General features: G+C 44.9%; 19 protein-coding genes and 1 riboswitch. Of the genes, 17 read left to right on the forward strand and 2 right to left on the reverse strand.

Annotated features, from left to right (window positions below):
* Window positions 1-44 precede the first annotated feature (44 nt).
* The 6 genes from ACXQIQ_RS01595 (at window position 45) to ACXQIQ_RS01620 (ending at window position 5328) form a co-directional block, all read left to right on the forward strand.
* A complete protein-coding gene (locus ACXQIQ_RS01595; RefSeq protein WP_439300469.1) occupies window positions 45-479 on the forward strand; it encodes a peptidylprolyl isomerase in 435 nt (144 codons plus the stop codon).
* A 379-nt stretch (window positions 480-858) separates the two neighbouring features.
* Window positions 859-1008, forward strand: a riboswitch (FMN riboswitch).
* A gap of 186 nt (window positions 1009-1194) precedes the next feature.
* The gene (gene ribD, locus ACXQIQ_RS01600) at window positions 1195-2283 is read left to right on the forward strand and encodes a bifunctional diaminohydroxyphosphoribosylaminopyrimidine deaminase/5-amino-6-(5-phosphoribosylamino)uracil reductase RibD (RefSeq protein WP_439300468.1); all 1089 of its coding nucleotides are present in this window, start codon (window positions 1195-1197) and stop codon (window positions 2281-2283) included.
* Window positions 2284-2286: 3 nt separating this feature from the next.
* Complete coding sequence (ribE, locus tag ACXQIQ_RS01605) at window positions 2287-2934, forward strand: riboflavin synthase (protein ID WP_439300467.1); 648 nt, start codon at window positions 2287-2289, stop codon at window positions 2932-2934.
* Between the two features lie 29 nt (window positions 2935-2963).
* Window positions 2964-4157, forward strand: a complete 1194-nt coding sequence (locus ACXQIQ_RS01610; RefSeq protein WP_439300466.1) for a bifunctional 3,4-dihydroxy-2-butanone-4-phosphate synthase/GTP cyclohydrolase II — start codon at window positions 2964-2966, stop codon at window positions 4155-4157.
* A gap of 63 nt (window positions 4158-4220) precedes the next feature.
* Window positions 4221-4691 carry a 6,7-dimethyl-8-ribityllumazine synthase gene (gene ribH, locus ACXQIQ_RS01615; protein WP_439300465.1) on the forward strand — a complete coding sequence of 157 codons (471 nt, stop codon included), beginning with the start codon at window positions 4221-4223 and terminating at the stop codon, window positions 4689-4691.
* A gap of 262 nt (window positions 4692-4953) precedes the next feature.
* On the forward strand, window positions 4954-5328 hold the full coding sequence (locus ACXQIQ_RS01620; RefSeq protein ID WP_439300464.1) for a GNAT family N-acetyltransferase: 375 nt from the start codon (window positions 4954-4956) through the stop codon (window positions 5326-5328).
* 13 nt (window positions 5329-5341) lie between these two features.
* Here ACXQIQ_RS01620 and ACXQIQ_RS01625 read toward each other — a convergent pair whose 3' ends face one another.
* Window positions 5342-5869, reverse strand: a complete 528-nt coding sequence (locus tag ACXQIQ_RS01625) for a DUF309 domain-containing protein (protein ID WP_439300463.1) — start codon at window positions 5867-5869, stop codon at window positions 5342-5344.
* A gap of 196 nt (window positions 5870-6065) precedes the next feature.
* Between ACXQIQ_RS01625 and ACXQIQ_RS01630 the strand changes: the two genes are divergently transcribed.
* From ACXQIQ_RS01630 to ACXQIQ_RS01640, 3 genes are read left to right on the forward strand one after another with little or no spacing between them, the layout of a single operon-like run.
* Entirely contained in the window at window positions 6066-6827 is a 762-nt protein-coding gene (locus tag ACXQIQ_RS01630; protein ID WP_439300462.1) for a segregation/condensation protein A, read from the forward strand.
* On the forward strand, window positions 6824-7432 hold the full coding sequence (gene scpB, locus ACXQIQ_RS01635) for an SMC-Scp complex subunit ScpB (RefSeq protein ID WP_439300461.1): 609 nt from the start codon (window positions 6824-6826) through the stop codon (window positions 7430-7432). The genes ACXQIQ_RS01630 and scpB overlap by 4 nt, the downstream gene beginning before the upstream one ends.
* Complete coding sequence (locus ACXQIQ_RS01640; protein WP_439300460.1) at window positions 7429-7833, forward strand: hypothetical protein; 405 nt, start codon at window positions 7429-7431, stop codon at window positions 7831-7833. The genes scpB and ACXQIQ_RS01640 overlap by 4 nt, the downstream gene beginning before the upstream one ends.
* Before the next feature lie 104 nt (window positions 7834-7937).
* On the opposite strand, the gene ACXQIQ_RS01645 is transcribed toward ACXQIQ_RS01640, so the two are convergent.
* On the reverse strand, window positions 7938-8036 hold the full coding sequence (locus ACXQIQ_RS01645; protein ID WP_439300459.1) for a YjcZ family sporulation protein: 99 nt from the start codon (window positions 8034-8036) through the stop codon (window positions 7938-7940).
* A 144-nt stretch (window positions 8037-8180) separates the two neighbouring features.
* Between ACXQIQ_RS01645 and ACXQIQ_RS01650 the strand changes: the two genes are divergently transcribed.
* From ACXQIQ_RS01650 to resB, 8 genes are all read left to right on the forward strand, one after another.
* A complete protein-coding gene (locus ACXQIQ_RS01650) occupies window positions 8181-9260 on the forward strand; it encodes a type III polyketide synthase (protein WP_439300458.1) in 1080 nt (359 codons plus the stop codon).
* Window positions 9261-9275: 15 nt separating this feature from the next.
* On the forward strand, window positions 9276-9842 hold the full coding sequence (locus ACXQIQ_RS01655; RefSeq protein ID WP_439300457.1) for an isoprenylcysteine carboxyl methyltransferase family protein: 567 nt from the start codon (window positions 9276-9278) through the stop codon (window positions 9840-9842).
* 112 nt (window positions 9843-9954) lie between these two features.
* A complete protein-coding gene (locus tag ACXQIQ_RS01660; protein ID WP_439300456.1) occupies window positions 9955-11118 on the forward strand; it encodes a D-alanyl-D-alanine carboxypeptidase family protein in 1164 nt (387 codons plus the stop codon).
* A complete protein-coding gene (locus ACXQIQ_RS01665; RefSeq protein WP_439300455.1) occupies window positions 11111-11704 on the forward strand; it encodes a nucleoside recognition domain-containing protein in 594 nt (197 codons plus the stop codon). Before ACXQIQ_RS01660 ends, ACXQIQ_RS01665 begins: the two co-directional genes overlap by 8 nt.
* A gap of 2 nt (window positions 11705-11706) precedes the next feature.
* Window positions 11707-12240, forward strand: a complete 534-nt coding sequence (locus ACXQIQ_RS01670; protein WP_439300454.1) for a spore maturation protein — start codon at window positions 11707-11709, stop codon at window positions 12238-12240.
* A gap of 455 nt (window positions 12241-12695) precedes the next feature.
* Window positions 12696-13415, forward strand: coding sequence for a pseudouridine synthase (locus ACXQIQ_RS01675; RefSeq protein ID WP_439300453.1), 720 nt, complete (start codon window positions 12696-12698; stop codon window positions 13413-13415).
* 82 nt (window positions 13416-13497) lie between these two features.
* A complete protein-coding gene (gene resA / locus ACXQIQ_RS01680; RefSeq protein ID WP_226549702.1) occupies window positions 13498-14025 on the forward strand; it encodes a thiol-disulfide oxidoreductase ResA in 528 nt (175 codons plus the stop codon).
* 12 nt (window positions 14026-14037) lie between these two features.
* Window positions 14038-15657: a cytochrome c biogenesis protein ResB gene (gene resB, locus ACXQIQ_RS01685; RefSeq protein ID WP_439300452.1), complete on the forward strand. Its 1620-nt coding sequence runs from the start codon at window positions 14038-14040 to the stop codon at window positions 15655-15657.
* The last annotated feature ends 3 nt before the right edge of the window (window positions 15658-15660 follow it).

The raw sequence follows: 15660 nt of genomic DNA on the forward strand, positions 1-15660 counted from the left end.
AAAGTCATACAATAAAACTACTTGTCAAAGAGGAGGAACCAATCATGAAAAAAGGTAGTATCGAGTTTGAAAACGGAGAAAAAGTACTTATCGATTTCTTCCCTGAGGAAGCACCGAATACAGTTGCGAACTTTGAAAAATTAGCGAATGAAGGTTTTTACAACGGTTTGACGTTCCACCGTGTCATCCCTGGTTTCGTTTCACAAGGCGGATGCCCGACAGGAACTGGAACTGGCGGACCTGGTTACACAATCGATTGTGAAACAGAAGGAAACCCTCATCAGCATAAGCCTGGTTCATTATCAATGGCACACGCTGGTAAAAACACAGGTGGAAGCCAATTCTTCATCGTGCATGAGCGTCAACCGCACTTAGACGGTGTACATACCGTTTTCGGTCAAGTGACAGAAGGCATGGATTCCGTATTGCGCACTCAGAACGGCGACGTGATGAAAGAAGTCAAAGTCTGGGAAGAATAATAAACATCAAAAGGAGGATCGTTTCATTCTGAAACGGTCCTTTTTAACACTTTTGTGGGACTGTCTAGGTGACAGTCCCTTCCTATTACGGGAGACAAAGCTGCATTTTCGAGAGATGGACCCACATTTTCGAGAAACACCGACCTAATTTGCGTATAAAACGCATTTCAGTAAGTCTAAAATCCTCATCTAAGATTTGTGATTCTCCACTTATACAATAATTGTTCACTATAGAATGGATCAAAAGCGAATTTCGTAACATTTTCAACGTAAATGCGTGAATATTACATCAACCTTCTCTTTTTTCACATCGACCGTGCGAGGAGGACATTCCTCTTGCTAATGCGGGAAATAAAGAGTAACATGAGAATACAACTGAAATATCCTTCGGGGTCGGGTGAAAATCCCAACCGGCGGTGATAAAGCGAACGGTGCTTTTCAGTCCGTGACCCGGTGCAATGTCTATTGTAGCGGTGGATTCGGTGCAATTCCGAAGCCGACAGTATAGTCTGGATGGGAGAAGGATTCATAAGAAGAACAAGGTATATTCTGCTGTAAAACAACAGCAGTCACTATGCCCTCAGTTTACCTACGTCTATTGTCTGAACATTCGTTCAGTTAGACAAAGGTTTATTTGTTCATGATTTTAAACCCCCGAAGATGCTTATGCATTTTCGGGGGTTTTTTCACCTTCAAGTAGGAAAGAGGAGATCAGATGATACAAGAACAATATATGCAGCTCGCATTGGATATGGCGAAGCAAACAGCCGGTCAGACGTCTCCGAATCCGAAGGTAGGTGCTGTTGTCGTCCGAAATGGTGAAGTCGTAGGACTGGGAGCCCATCTTAAAGCGGGTGAAGGACATGCTGAAGTCCACGCCTTAAATATGGCTGGATCGAAAGCAGACGGAGCTATCATGTTCGTTACGCTGGAACCGTGCAGCCACCACGGCAGGACACCGCCTTGTGCGGATCTCGTCATCGAACGAGGCATCAAGACGATCTATATCGCGACTTTGGATCCAAATCCGATCGTGGCAGGTAGAGGTGTCGAACGTTTGCAAGAAGCAGGGGTCGAAGTCCATGTTGGAATGCTCGAAGAAAAAGCAGTAGCTCTCAATCCATTCTTCAACCATTTCATGAAAACGAAGCTTCCTTATGTCACCTTGAAAGCTGCGTCGAGCCTGGATGGAAAAACAGCGTCCAATTCAGGGGATAGCAAGTGGATTACAGGAGAAGAAGCGCGTCTTGATGTTCATCGACACCGTCATGAGCATGATGCCATCCTGGTCGGGGTCAATACGGTCATCCAGGACGACCCACAACTCACGACAAGGATTCCCCTCGGTGGTAAAAATCCGATCCGTATCGTTTTGGATACGAACCTGCGGATTCCTGCTCATGCGAAGCTTTTACATGACCAAGAAGCGGAAACGCTTATCATTGCTGGGAGCAGTGCGCCAAAAGCTCGGATCGCTGAACTTGAAAGAGCATCCGTTCGAGTCATCCAGCTCGATGAACCAGCGATCGAAATCCCTTCTCTGCTGGAAAAGATAGCGAAAGAAGGGATCACATCGATTTTCGTGGAAGGCGGCGCATCCGTACATGCGAGTTTTATCCAAGCAAGATGTTTTCAACAGATAATCACTTACATCGCACCGAAATTGATCGGTGGAATCCATAATCCGACCGTCATCGGTGGAACAGGAATTGAGACGATGAAGGATGCTGTCGAACTAGAGATAATTTCAGTTGAACATGTGGGGAATGATTTGAAGGTCGTTTCCGAGCTGAAGGAGGGATGAGGAATGTTTACTGGGATCATTGAAGAAATCGGAACCATTCAATCAGTGAAAGAATCGAGTGAAGGTTATGTCGTCACAATCAATACGAAAAAGGTCCTTGAGGATGTCCGCCTAGGAGATAGTATCTCGGTCAACGGGATCTGCCTGACCGTCACTTCATTTAAAGAATCATCATTCACGGTCGATGTTATGCCGGAAACGCTTAAAGCGACCAACCTGAAAGGGCTTGGCACAGGAGATCGGGTCAACCTGGAACGTGCAATGGCAGCCGGTGGAAGATTCGGGGGACATTTTGTCTCCGGGCATATTGATGGCGTAGGAAAAATCGTCAGCAAAACACCGAAGCACAATGCCATTTATTTTGAAATTGAAGCCCCGCAAGAATTGAATCCCTACTTTATGATGAAAGGTTCTGTAGCGGTTGACGGAACAAGCTTGACGATCTTCGGGGTGACCGATACAACCTTCACTTTATCCTTGATTCCACATACGGTTGAGGAATCAGTCATCGGTCACAAAAACGAAGGAGACCTCGTTAATATCGAATGTGACATGCTGGCGAAATACATGGATAACATCCTTCAACGAAGAGCTGAACAATCTCAGCAAAGCAAATTGACGAAAGATTTTTTGACAGAACACGGCTTCTAACGCGTGCACGAAAAAGGGTGGTGACAGAAATGTTCGATCGAATCGAAGAAGCAATTTATGAATTGATGCAAGGAAATGTGGTCATTGTCTGTGATGATGAAGACCGCGAGAACGAAGGTGATTTCATTTCGTTGGCCGACCGGGTCACACCAGAGATCATCAACTTTATGGTGACGCATGGAAGAGGGCTTGTCTGTACGCCCATTACGGAAACTCTGGCTGACAAGCTTGAACTGAGTCCGATGGTCCATCAAAACACGGACCCTCACGGCACGGCATTCACTGTCAGTATTGACCATAAAACGTCTACGACGGGAATCTCCGCTCAAGAACGTGCAGCGACCATACAATATCTTTTAGATTCAAATGCAGTAGCTAGCGACTTCAAACGTCCGGGACACGTTTTCCCATTGATTGCAAAAGAGGGAGGCGTACTGAGACGGGCTGGTCATACGGAAGCTGCTGTCGACCTGGCAAGACTCTCAGGTGCTGAACCTGCTGGCGTCATTTGTGAAATCATGAATGAAGATGGAACAATGGCCAGAGTTCCTGAACTACGGAAAATAGCAGATGAGCATGATTTGAAAATGATTACGATCAAAGATCTCATCCAATATCGAAACAGGAAGGATAAGCTCGTCAAAAAGGAAATCGAGATCAACCTCCCAACGGTGTTCGGTGATTTCCGTGCAATCGGCTATTCCAATATCCTTGATCAGAAAGAACACGTTGCGCTCGTAAAAGGGGAGATCATCCCTGATGAGCCGACGCTCGTCCGAGTCCATTCCGAATGTTTGACAGGAGACGCATTCGGTTCGTACCGCTGTGATTGCGGTCCGCAATTGCATGCAGCCCTCTCACAAATCGAACAGGAAGGAAACGGTGTTCTTCTATATATGAGACAAGAAGGTCGAGGAATTGGTTTGTTGAACAAGATGAGAGCTTATAAGCTACAAGAAGAAGGCTATGATACCGTAGAAGCGAATGAGAAACTCGGTTTCGCACCTGACCTTCGTGATTATGGAATCGGAGCGCAAATTCTACGCGACCTTGGAATCTCCAAAATGAAGCTGTTGACGAACAATCCTCGCAAAATCAAAGGATTAAGTGGGTATGGACTTGAAGTGGTCGATCGAGTGGCGATCCAGATGCCACATCGGGACGAAAACGAGAAGTATTTGCGTACGAAACATAGCAAACTCGGACATATGTTGCACTTTTAAGTGAACTAGATTTCACACTCACACATGAAATTACAAAAAAAATCTACCTGGAGGTAATCAAATATGGGAACGACTTTTGAAGGACATTTAGTAGGAACGGATTTGAAGATTGGAATCGTTGTAGGCCGCTTTAACGAATTCATTACAGGAAAATTGCTTTCAGGTGCTGAAGATGCTCTTAAGCGTCACGGTATTAACGAAGAGGACGTTGACGTCGCCTGGGTACCCGGTGCATTTGAAATTCCATTGATTGCAAAGAAAATGGTCGAATCCAATAAATACGATGCCGTCATCACATTAGGTACGGTAATCAGAGGATCTACACCTCACTTCGATTATGTTTGCAGTGAGGTATCCAAAGGGGTATCCAGCCTCTCTATGTCTTCCGGTATCCCGGTCATTTTCGGTGTGTTGACAACAGACTCCATCGAACAAGCTGTAGAACGTGCTGGTACGAAAGCAGGGAACAAAGGTTGGGAAGCTGCAGTTTCAGCAATAGAAATGGGGAACCTCTGCCGTACATTCAATAAATAAGAATGAATCGGACAAAAGTATGGTACAATTCGAATAGAATGTTATACTGATATCGGGTGTAGGGTTAAAATTAGCAACTTGAATGAAGATTCGCTATAATGAATGTGACTTTGAATCAACTCGAAAATTATGTTTAAATAAGAGGCTGAGTGGATGAACAATCGAAAGCAAGAACGCATACTATTCATCGTAGTCATCATCGTTGCATTCCTCTTACTATTGTCACTAGTCGGGAAGTTATTTCGATAATGAGGGAGAACTTATGTTAATTCGTTATAAGCGTAATTATGAAAAAATTGCAATGGGATTATTATCGTTCATGCCGAACGAGAAAGATCTCAAGAAGTTGCAGCAAACCGTGAAACAATACGACACAGAACCTGATTATCAGTTGTTCCTATGGAAAGAAGATGAGGATATCATCGGAATTATAGGATTGAAAATGGAAGATGGTATTGCTGAACTGCAACATGTCAGCGTCAATCCATCCCATCGTCATCAAGGAATCGGTAAGAAAATGGTCGACGCCCTTAAAAAGGTGTTGAAAGATGAATATAAATTGACAGCCAATGAAGAGACTCATTCTTTCTTTGAACGCTGTGAAGAGAATCCAGTCAAACTGGAGCATGATCAATAAGAAACGGAAAGGTTCAACCTTCCCGTTTCTTTTTTCTAATCGCTTGTTGTTCTAACCGTTCTTCTATGACAGGCTGTCTGTCTCGGAGAGTGTGCTTATGGATGAGAAACTCATTGTCGAGGTCGCTCGGAATGCCATACTTACAGCCAACCGCTAAGCATTCCTTCTCACATTCTTGTAGCAACTTTTGATCAACGATGGGAAGATTGAAGCTTTTGTATGGCTTTTCATCCTTGATCTCAGCCAATCTGGATTGCAGCTGTTGCTGTAACTGAGCGGTGTCCAGACCGAGGCCGACGACCGCTTTTTCGTTTTGCCGGACAATATTGAGAGCACTCTTCATCATTCGGTATGCCCCAGGGAAATTACCGCGTCGCTGGTGGTAGAGCCCTACAGCAATCTGAATCAATCCCACCCAATGGTGCTTCGGTTCTTCTTTCGGTACAGACTTCCAATATTCTTCTAGTATTTCATGACATTCGAAGTAATCTCTCAATCCATGAAAATGAACGAGATATTCAATGTATGATTTCGGATACATACGTCTAAAACCTCCACTCGAGTGGTGACTTTCATTTTACCATAATCGGCCGGACAGTTGAAAAGAAGCAAATTGTGAAGCACCAGGCGGTATGCTATAATATCGACATATTTTGATGCAAAAATCAGGTTGAAAGAGTTGGCGGTGTGAACGAGGATCCGCCTAGGAATCAACCTCTGGAAATGGTGAAAAATACATGACGCAATACAATGTAAGACTGGATGCATTTGAAGGACCTCTTGATCTGTTACTTCATCTGATCAACCGTTATGAGATCGATATATATGATATTCCAGTCTCTCAAATTACGGAACAGTACTTAGAATACATACATACGATGCAAGAATTGCAATTGGATGTGGCTAGTGAATACCTTGTGATGGCGGCGACATTGGTCGCCATCAAAAGCAAAACGCTACTTCCAAAGCATGAGGAAGAAGATTATGATCAGCAAATGGAAATGGATATGGAAGAAGATCCCCGGGATGAACTTGTCCGTCGATTGATCGAATATCGGAAGTTCAAGGAAGCTTCGACTTACTTGCGAGAACACGAAGGACAGAGGAGTCTTACCTTCTCAAAACCCCCTTCCAACCTTGAGCATATCGAGGCGAATGCTGAACCGGTCAATCCAGTATCCAATATGACGATCTATGACCTCGTGGATGCATTCCAATCCATATTTGATAAAAAGAAACCAAAAAAACAACCACAAACGAAAATCGATCGTCAGGACATTCCGATCGACACTCGAATGAATGAAATCGTGACAGAACTGAAAGGTAAGAAAGGGGTAAGGACTTTCAAAAGTCTGTTTCCTTATCCGAGCCGCGATCATATGGTCGTTACTTTCTTGGCCGTATTGGAACTGATGAAGACACGACAAATCCGTTGTGAGCAGGAAAAGAATTTTCAGGATATCATGATTCATCTGGTACAGGAGGAGAAAAGCCATTGACGACGAAAATAGAACAGAAAGCAATCATTGAAGGCCTACTTTTTGTCGTCGGAGACGAAGGGCTGGAAAGCAAACAAGCTGCCGATATTCTTCAAATCGAAGTGGCGGAAGCGGATGAATTGATTCAAGAAATGAAAGAAGAATATCAATCTGAGGCTCGTGGTATCGAAATTGTTGAAATCGCTGGAGCATTCCAATTTACAACCAAAGCGAAACACATTTCTTATTATGAGAGATTCGTAGAGTCACCGACGACAAGTTCTCTGTCTCAAGCAGCACTTGAGACGCTTGCCATCATTGCATACAAACAACCGATTACAAGAGCTGAAATTGAAGATATACGTGGAGTAAAGACCGAAAAGCCGATCCAGACCTTATCTTCGAAACAGTTGGTGAAGGAAGTCGGCCGAGCAGAAGGGACAGGCAGGGCAATCCTGTATGGTACGACACGTGACTTTCTCGAATACTTCGGTTTGCGGGCGTTGGAGGATCTACCAAGCCTTCCGGAGCAATCAGGGGAAGAATCAATCGAGGCGGAAGCGGATCTTTTCTTTGAAAATTTCCAAGATGTTATCAATACGGATGATAAGGAGGAAGGAAATTGATCATACATTCCATTTCCGGTGAAGAACTGGAAAAGTCGAAGTCCAATTCACCTGAGGAATTCTTCACGCGTTCGGAGGTCACTTTTTCCGGTGAGGATGGTAAAAGCAAAACGTTGGCAGTCTTGTATGTACGTTTCTTTGATGAGAAGATGTCGGAATGGAGTCCGTTCGAATCAGACCCGATTTTTGACGTGAAGGGCAAATCCATTCACATGCGGGATGTTGTGGCACTCATCGCATTACATAAAAATCCTGATTTCCAACATCGTCATCGGGTATACATCAATGAAGAAGAGGCGTTTGCAGCTTTGTTCAAAGGTTTGGATGCTGAAACAATCACAGGGTGGGTCACACAGCTGGAGTCAGATGGTCAACTGAATCTTGAAACTGCTCAAGCATAAAAGAAATCAAAAGGGATTGATCGATTTGTACAGGTTTGAAATGCTCAAAGCCGCACGGATCGGAACAATCCCTTTTTTTATTGAAAATGATGGATAGATCGATGTTAGCCGACCGTTCCGGTATAGACCACGATCCCGATGATCACCAAAAGGACGAATAGTACGACGACTAAAATGAATCCTTTCCCGAGTCCGTCTGACATGAAAAGTCCCCCTCTACCTCCTGAGTCATTCACCCATACTATATGCATTCGTCTAGTAGGCGGTCTGGACGGATGCCCGGTTTTACATAATTCACCGAAATTAGTACAAACTGTTACCAACCATATGAGAGGGTAGGGTCGCTCATGCCATACATACTATCGGTTGGAACATGTGATGCAGAACATAAGATTGACCAAGAAAAAACAGTCATCTTCGCCAAGGAGATGTTCGAGGATCATTTCCCTAATATCAAACGTCTGTTGAAGGTGTTTGAAAATGGTCAGATCCAATCCAGGAATTTTGTGCAGGATGTCAGCTGGTACAAACATGATCATTCATTACAAGAAAAAAACGATCTGTATATCGAGAAAGCGTTGGAATATAGTGTTAAGGCGATCGAACGATGTTTGAGCACGTACGACACCCCTTATCATGAAATTGAAGCGATTTTCTTTGTTTCTTCTACCGGATTTTCCACGCCTAGCATGGAAGCAAGAATCATGAATGTGCTGCCGTTTTCCCCACATACGAAGCGGATTCCCATATGGGGACTCGGGTGCGCGGGAGGCGCTTCAGGCATGAGCCGCGCACATGACTACTGCCTTGCCTACCCAGATGCGAAGGTTCTGCTTGTTTGTGTGGAGCTTTGCAGCCTGACTTTCCAAAATGACGATTTTTCAAAGAGTAACTTGATCGGTACGTCCTTGTTTGCAGATGGTGTTGCCGCAGCTCTTGTCGTTGGTGAAAATGTGAAAGTGAACGAATTCGAGCAAGACGGACATACATATGTTAAAACGATTGCAACACAGTCGACCCTCAAACCACATTCGGAAGACGTAATGGGCTGGGACGTGAAGGACAACGGATTGAATGTCGTGTTCTCGAAAGACATCCCTACGATCGTAGACAACTGGATGTATCCGACGATCCATCAATTTTTGATAGATCAAAAGCTGGAAATGGATCAAATTCAGCATCTAGTGGCTCATCCAGGTGGAATCAAGGTGCTTAATGCTTATCGGAGTGCACTTTCTCTGCCTGAAGAAATGATCGCGGATGCATTGGAAGTGTTGAAGCATTATGGCAACATGTCCTCTGTCACTGTGTTATATGTCTTGAGCAGATTCTTTGGTAAAAAGATCAATGCAGGAGAACTGGGACTGTTGATGGCACTTGGTCCTGGGTTCAGTTCAGAAATCGTCTTATTGGAATGGACCGAATAAAAGGAGGGGAGAAGAATGGTATTCATCGTACTCTTTTCGTTTCTTGTCGTCCAACGACTTGTCGAGTTATTCATCGCAAGGCGGAATGAACGTATCCAAAAGGAAAAAGGCGCGCACGAATACGCACCCGAACATTATAAATACATTGTGCTCCTTCACACCGCATTCCTCATTTCTTTATTGATCGAGTCTTCCTTGCAAGGTTTTTCGCTCTCGCCTATATTCGGCATCCTGTTCGTTCTATTTGTCGTACTACAAGCCTTGAGAATCTGGACGATCCATTCGTTAGGACACTTTTGGAATACGAAAATCATCATCTTACCTGGAGCAGATGTCGTGAAAAGGGGTCCGTTCCGTTTCATAAGGCATCCGAACTACGTGATTGTAGCATTGGAACTGATCGTCATTCCGCTTCTGTTCAACGCCTATGTTACGGCCGTTCTTTTTACGATATTGAATGCGTGGTTGATCCGATTCGTCAGGATTCCTGCAGAAGAAGCCGCTCTGAAAGAATTGTGCAATTATGAAGCAACATTCAAGTCTACCCCTCGATTCATACCGAACGAACCTGAACGACCTTGACGAACAACATTAATACAAGTCGACCATAACAACATTATGTATACTATCTTTTTTTCATATCCCGTCCTTTCCAGCATAAACTTGTACAAAACGTGCTAAGGGACGGGATGTTATGTTTGCTGCAGCAATTAAAACAGGAATCCGAATCGGGCTAGCCCTTTTATTATTGATATTGATACCGATCCACCACACAGGGGAAGCAGCAAGCCCAGGGGTGAACGCTCGTGCAGCGATTCTCATGGAACAAGAATCCGGTAGAGTGTTATTCGGGAAAAAAGAGCATGAGAAGATGCGCATCGCAAGCATTACCAAAATCATGACCGCAATACTTGCAATCGAGTCGGGTAAAATGGACGAAAAAGTGAAAGTGAGTGAGCGGGCGACATATGCAGAAGGGTCCTCTATCTACTTGAAAAAAGGCGAAAAGATTCTTATGGAGGATCTCGTCTATGGCCTGATGCTCCGTTCTGGGAATGATGCAGCTGTGGCGATTGCCGAGCATGTCGGCGGCAGTGTGGAAGGCTTTGCTTTTATGATGAACGAAAAAGCGATGGAACTGGGCATGGAAAATTCGTATTTCTCCAATCCCCATGGCTTGGACGACAGTGAACACCATTACTCCACTGCGTATGATATGGCGTTGTTGACCCGTTATGCGATGAACAATTCCGAATATCGTAAAATCGCTGGAACAGATACCCATCGTGCACCCCAAGAAGGTGAGAAGTGGGATCGCATTTGGAAGAACAAGAACAAATTACTCCGGATGTACAAATATACGACGGGTGGAAAAACCGGCTTCACTTCCCTCGCCAAAAGAACACTCGTATCGACTGCAGCAAAAGAGGACATGGAACTGATCGCCGTCACTTTGAACGACGGAGACGACTGGAATGACCATATGAACCTGTATGAATGGGGATTCAAAGAATACGATCTCGTTTCAATCATTGAAAAAGGCACCATTGAGGGATTAGAGAACAAATTTTACAAAAACAAAGTCGAAGCGGCCCGTACGTTCGCCTATCCATTATCAGAGGATGAACGGGAGCTTGTCCGGAATGACATCACATTGATCAAGCCACCTGAAAAAGGAAAGTGGAAAAATCCGCCGAGTCATGTCGGTAATGTGACGGTACTTCTTGAGGATCAACCGATCGGGACGATGCCCCTATATATGAAGGGTACGTACCGGGAAATGGATGAAGAGACCTTTTGGAAGACGGTGAAAGAGGTTGTTACGAAGTTTTTCATCATAACGGTGCCTTATGGTTAATCTCATTTGGGTGTTCATGTTTGTTTTCGGTATCGTTTATGCCGCCATCAATGGAACGATGGAGGAAGTGAACAAAGTCCTTTTCAAAAGTGCGCAGGAGGCTGTCACCATCAGCTTAGGATTAATCAGCATCCTCGTCTTTTGGCTAGGGTTGATGAACATCGCCAAGAAAGCTGGATTGTTGGACAAATTGACTGGCTTGTTCAAGCCGATTGTACGAAGGTTGTTTCCGGAAGTGCCGCCAGATCATCCCGCCATGGGTTATATCCTCTCCAACATGGTGGCAAACCTGTTCGGATTAGGGAATGCTGCCACTCCGATGGGAATCAAGGCAATGGAACAGATGAAAAAATTGAATGAGGACCGGGATGAAGTGAGCAGGTCGATGATTACCTTTCTGGCGATCAACACCTCGAGTTTGACGATCATACCGACGACTGTCATCGCCATCCGGATGAATTACGGATCGGTTTCCCCGACGGACATCGTTGGGACGACCTTGATTGCAACAGCCTGTTCGACGGTTGCTGCCGTTCTGATCGACCGATATTTCCACCGACGTCGGATGCAGAGAAGGAGGCATTGATCATGGAAGCAGTTTCGACGATTTCCATTTGGCTCATGCCTTGCTTGATTGGATTTGTGTTGATCTATGCGACGTTTAAGAAAGTCGCTACGTATGAAGAGTTTGTGGAAGGCGGTAAGGAAGGATTTTCAATTGCCGTGTCGATCATTCCTTATCTCGTCGGGATGCTCGTAGCGATAACGGTGTTCCGGGCATCGGGTGCGATGGGGTTTATGATTTCGTCGATCCAGCCCTTTCTGACAGCCATCGGAGTGCCATCTGAAATCGTGCCACTCGCTTTGATCCGTCCGATTTCCGGTACGGGAGCATTGGCGATGACCTCCGACTTGATCAGTACACATGGAGCAGATTCGTTCATCGGTCGGCTGGCTTCCACGATGCAAGGAAGCACAGACACGACTCTCTATATATTGACCGTCTATTTTGGTGCAGTCGGCATCAAAAAGATGGGAGACGCTCTGAAGGTCGGCCTGCTGGCAGATCTGGTAGGCATCATCAGCGCCATCATCGTCGTTACTCTCGTTTTTGGAAGCTAGGTTTCATTCATTTTTCCTCCTTATATTGAGGGTGCCCGTAACGGGCACCTTCCTTTTTTGGTTTTGGTAGGATGAGGAGTTATCGTGCCCGAGGAGTCGGCTGATTTCGGGAAGGATAGAGCGTTTATCGTGCCCGAAAAAGAGGTGGGGGCTGATTTCGGGAAGGGTAGTGCTTATTCATCCCTACCACCAGCGAAATCGTAACCAACTGTAATGATTAGTGCTTATTCACCCCTACCAACACCGAAATTCCCTTCCAATGGTAATGAAAAGGCTCTATTCATCCTCATCATCACCCAAAACAAGCCTCTAAGGTAACGAATAGCCTCTATTCGTCTCCATTAACACCCAAATTCCCCTCCGAAGGTAATGAATACCCCAGCCACCAGCCAAAAAAATCATGTAAACTTGAGAATTCAAACACCGAGGAGTATGATTGAGAATGAGGTGAAAGTATGGAACGATTACAAAAAGTAATAGCACAAGCTGGAGTGACTTCCCGCCGTAAAGCGGAGAAGCTGATTGAAGAAGGACAAGTGAAAGTGAATGGACAAGTCGTAAGGGAATTAGGTACAAAAGTATCCCCATCAGACGAAATCGAAGTGAACGGTGTACCGATCGATAAAGAGGAACCCGTCTACTTCTTGATGTATAAACCTTCAGGGGTCATCTCGAGTGTAAAAGACGAAAAAGGAAGAAAGGTCGTAACCGACTACTTCCCGGAAGTAGAGCAACGGATTTTTCCGATCGGACGATTGGATTACGATACATCCGGGCTGCTTCTACTCACGAATGACGGTGATTTTGCCAATATCCTTATGCACCCGAAATACCACGTGGATAAGCGCTACATAGCGAAAGTCAAGGGAATTCCGAGCAAGCTCGAACTTCGCACGCTTGCGAAAGGCATCCAACTTGAAGACGGCAAAACGGCACCAGCCAAAGTGAAGATGAAAAGTCTGGATAAAAAGAAGCAAACAGCGATCATCGAGCTGACTATTCATGAAGGCCGAAACCGGCAAGTCAGAAGGATGTTCGAAGCACTCGGATATCCAGTGCAAAAGCTGAAACGGGAAGGGTATGCATTCCTCGACTTGCACGGATTGAACTCGGGCGAGTCCCGACCGCTCACCCCTCATGAAATCAAGCAGTTGCGCAACCTTGCTGTCACATAAAAGTCAAAAAAAACCCATGAATACTGGACAAATTAGCGTTATAGTAGGAAGGGTAGAAGATTAGATTGGAGCGATTGCCATTATGAAAAAACAGCAGCGATTCATCATGCGTACTGTCATATTGGCTGTAATTGCCCTAGCCCTTGGATACACACTTTTTCAGACAGTTTTCAGTGACAAGGAAGAGCCCGTCGCTGCAGGTGATATGGCTCCGAATTTTGTCCTCAAAGACCTAGATGGAAATGAAGTCGAACTAGAAGATTTCAAAGGGAAAGGCGTTTTCTTGAACTTCTGGGGTACATATTGCCCGCCTTGTGAAAAAGAAATGCCGGCAATTCAACGTCAATACGAGAAATATAAAGATCAAGGCGTTGTCGTTCTGGCGGTGGATATCGCAGAAACAGAATTGACCGTCAAAAAATTCGCCGAAGAGAAGAACCTGACATTCCCGATCGTGTTGGACCAGCAAAGGGAAGTGGTTGATACATATGGTGTCGGTAACCTGCCAGCCACTTATCTCATCAGTCCTGAAGGGGAAGTTCTTGATAAGATTACCGGTGAATTGAACGATACACGTGTCCGTGATTACATGGAACAAATTAAGCCATAATGGGGTGTTCAAATGGACAAGATTAAGTGCGAATGCGGCCATCTGAATCCCTACGGTACGATTCTTTGCGAATCATGTGGAAAACCGATCCAGGAAGAAGCAGATCAGCAACTCTTGAACATGAGGTATGAAGGAACGGCGAGACGTTCCCAAACCTACAATACGAATTTCATTGATAAGACGTGGAACTTCTTCTCCAGTGTCAAAGTCGGGGTTTGGTTGATCGTGATTACATTGATTGCTTCTGCAATCGGAACGATTTTCCCTCAACAAATGTACATTCCACAAAACGTGGACCCTGCTGCTCATTACGAAAATGAATACGGGGTACTTGGAGAAATCTATTATCTGTTAGGTTTCCATAACTTATATAGTTCGTGGTGGTTTGTACTACTGCTAGGATTGATCGGGGTCTCGATTACAGTCGCGAGTATTGATAGAGGTATTCCACTCTATCGTTCTTTGAAAAATCAACGAGTGACCAAGCATGAAAATTTCCTGAAACGACAACGGATGTTCGGAACATCGAAGCGTCCTGACGATGAAGAGCAATTCATTGAAGAAGCGATTTTCCGTTTGAAAGAAAAGCGCTATAAAGTCCGTCGTGATGGGAACAATATCCTCGCTGAAAAAGGGAGATTTTCCAGATGGGGTCCTTATGTGAACCATGTCGGACTGATTATTTTCTTGCTTGGAGCGATGTTGCGGATCGTACCAGGGATGTATATCGACGAAGATATGTGGGTCCGTGAAGGCGAAACGAAGGCGATCAAAGGGACGGATCGCGAGTACTATTTGAAGCATGAGCAGTTCGTCCTCGAAACCTATGATCCGAAAGAAGAACGCTATTCAGAAGCGCTTAACCGGGTCGGCGGAACGGTCGTCAAAAACTATCAAAGTGACGTTATTCTGTATAAAGCGGATGAAAAACTTCCTGGTGCGAAGCCAGAGCTGACAGAAGTGAAAGAGTATCCGATCCAGGTCAACCGACCGCTGCAATTCGATGGATTTTCCGTTTATCAGGTGGATTACAGGCAAGAGATGAGCGAGATGAGTTTCCAATTGCAAACCAAGGAAACGGAAGACACGATCGGAGAATTCACGGTTGATTTACAGAATCCGAAGAATGAGTACGATCTAGGGGATGGAAACAAAGTCATACTCAGAAACTATTATCCTGATTTCTACTTTGATAAAGAACGGAATCAACCGGCTACACGGACGAATGTACCGAACAATCCTGCGTTCATATTCAATATGATGACCCCTGATACTCCGGATGGAGAGATTGCATTCATCGGAATCAGGCAGAACCTCGATCCTTCGGGAGAGAACCAGTACAAGATCGCGTTTAACGGCATAGATACAGAGTTCATTACCGGTCTTACGGTCAACCGAGATTACACACTACCGATCATCTTTGTCGGTGGGATCATCTTCATGATTGGTGTCGTACAAGGATTGTATTGGAATCATAGACGGATCTGGTTGAAATTGAACGAGGAAGAAATTTGGGTCGCAGCCCACACAAATAAGAACTGGCATGGAATCAAGCGTGAAATGGACGATGTCACATCCAAATTGCAATTGAATCCGGCTATCGATCAACAAGAAAAGAAAAAAGACAGATAGAAA

This window comes from Pseudalkalibacillus sp. Hm43, from assembly GCF_054170705.1.

Coding starts and splice junctions, on each gene's coding strand:
- ACXQIQ_RS01655 (WP_439300457.1), top strand. CDS start 9,276: ATGGTATTCATCGTACTCTTTTCGTTTCTTGTCGTCCAACGACTTGTC.
- ACXQIQ_RS01620 (WP_439300464.1), top strand. CDS start 4,954: ATGTTAATTCGTTATAAGCGTAATTATGAAAAAATTGCAATGGGATTA.
- ACXQIQ_RS01645 (WP_439300459.1), bottom strand. CDS start 8,036: ATGTCAGACGGACTCGGGAAAGGATTCATTTTAGTCGTCGTACTATTC.
- ACXQIQ_RS01650 (WP_439300458.1), top strand. CDS start 8,181: ATGCCATACATACTATCGGTTGGAACATGTGATGCAGAACATAAGATT.
- ACXQIQ_RS01660 (WP_439300456.1), top strand. CDS start 9,955: ATGTTTGCTGCAGCAATTAAAACAGGAATCCGAATCGGGCTAGCCCTT.
- ACXQIQ_RS01665 (WP_439300455.1), top strand. CDS start 11,111: ATGGTTAATCTCATTTGGGTGTTCATGTTTGTTTTCGGTATCGTTTAT.
- ribD (WP_439300468.1), top strand. CDS start 1,195: ATGATACAAGAACAATATATGCAGCTCGCATTGGATATGGCGAAGCAA.
- ACXQIQ_RS01625 (WP_439300463.1), bottom strand. CDS start 5,869: ATGTATCCGAAATCATACATTGAATATCTCGTTCATTTTCATGGATTG.
- resA (WP_226549702.1), top strand. CDS start 13,498: ATGAAAAAACAGCAGCGATTCATCATGCGTACTGTCATATTGGCTGTA.
- ACXQIQ_RS01610 (WP_439300466.1), top strand. CDS start 2,964: ATGTTCGATCGAATCGAAGAAGCAATTTATGAATTGATGCAAGGAAAT.
- ACXQIQ_RS01595 (WP_439300469.1), top strand. CDS start 45: ATGAAAAAAGGTAGTATCGAGTTTGAAAACGGAGAAAAAGTACTTATC.
- ACXQIQ_RS01630 (WP_439300462.1), top strand. CDS start 6,066: ATGACGCAATACAATGTAAGACTGGATGCATTTGAAGGACCTCTTGAT.
- ribE (WP_439300467.1), top strand. CDS start 2,287: ATGTTTACTGGGATCATTGAAGAAATCGGAACCATTCAATCAGTGAAA.
- resB (WP_439300452.1), top strand. CDS start 14,038: ATGGACAAGATTAAGTGCGAATGCGGCCATCTGAATCCCTACGGTACG.
- ACXQIQ_RS01675 (WP_439300453.1), top strand. CDS start 12,696: ATGGAACGATTACAAAAAGTAATAGCACAAGCTGGAGTGACTTCCCGC.
- ribH (WP_439300465.1), top strand. CDS start 4,221: ATGGGAACGACTTTTGAAGGACATTTAGTAGGAACGGATTTGAAGATT.
- ACXQIQ_RS01670 (WP_439300454.1), top strand. CDS start 11,707: ATGGAAGCAGTTTCGACGATTTCCATTTGGCTCATGCCTTGCTTGATT.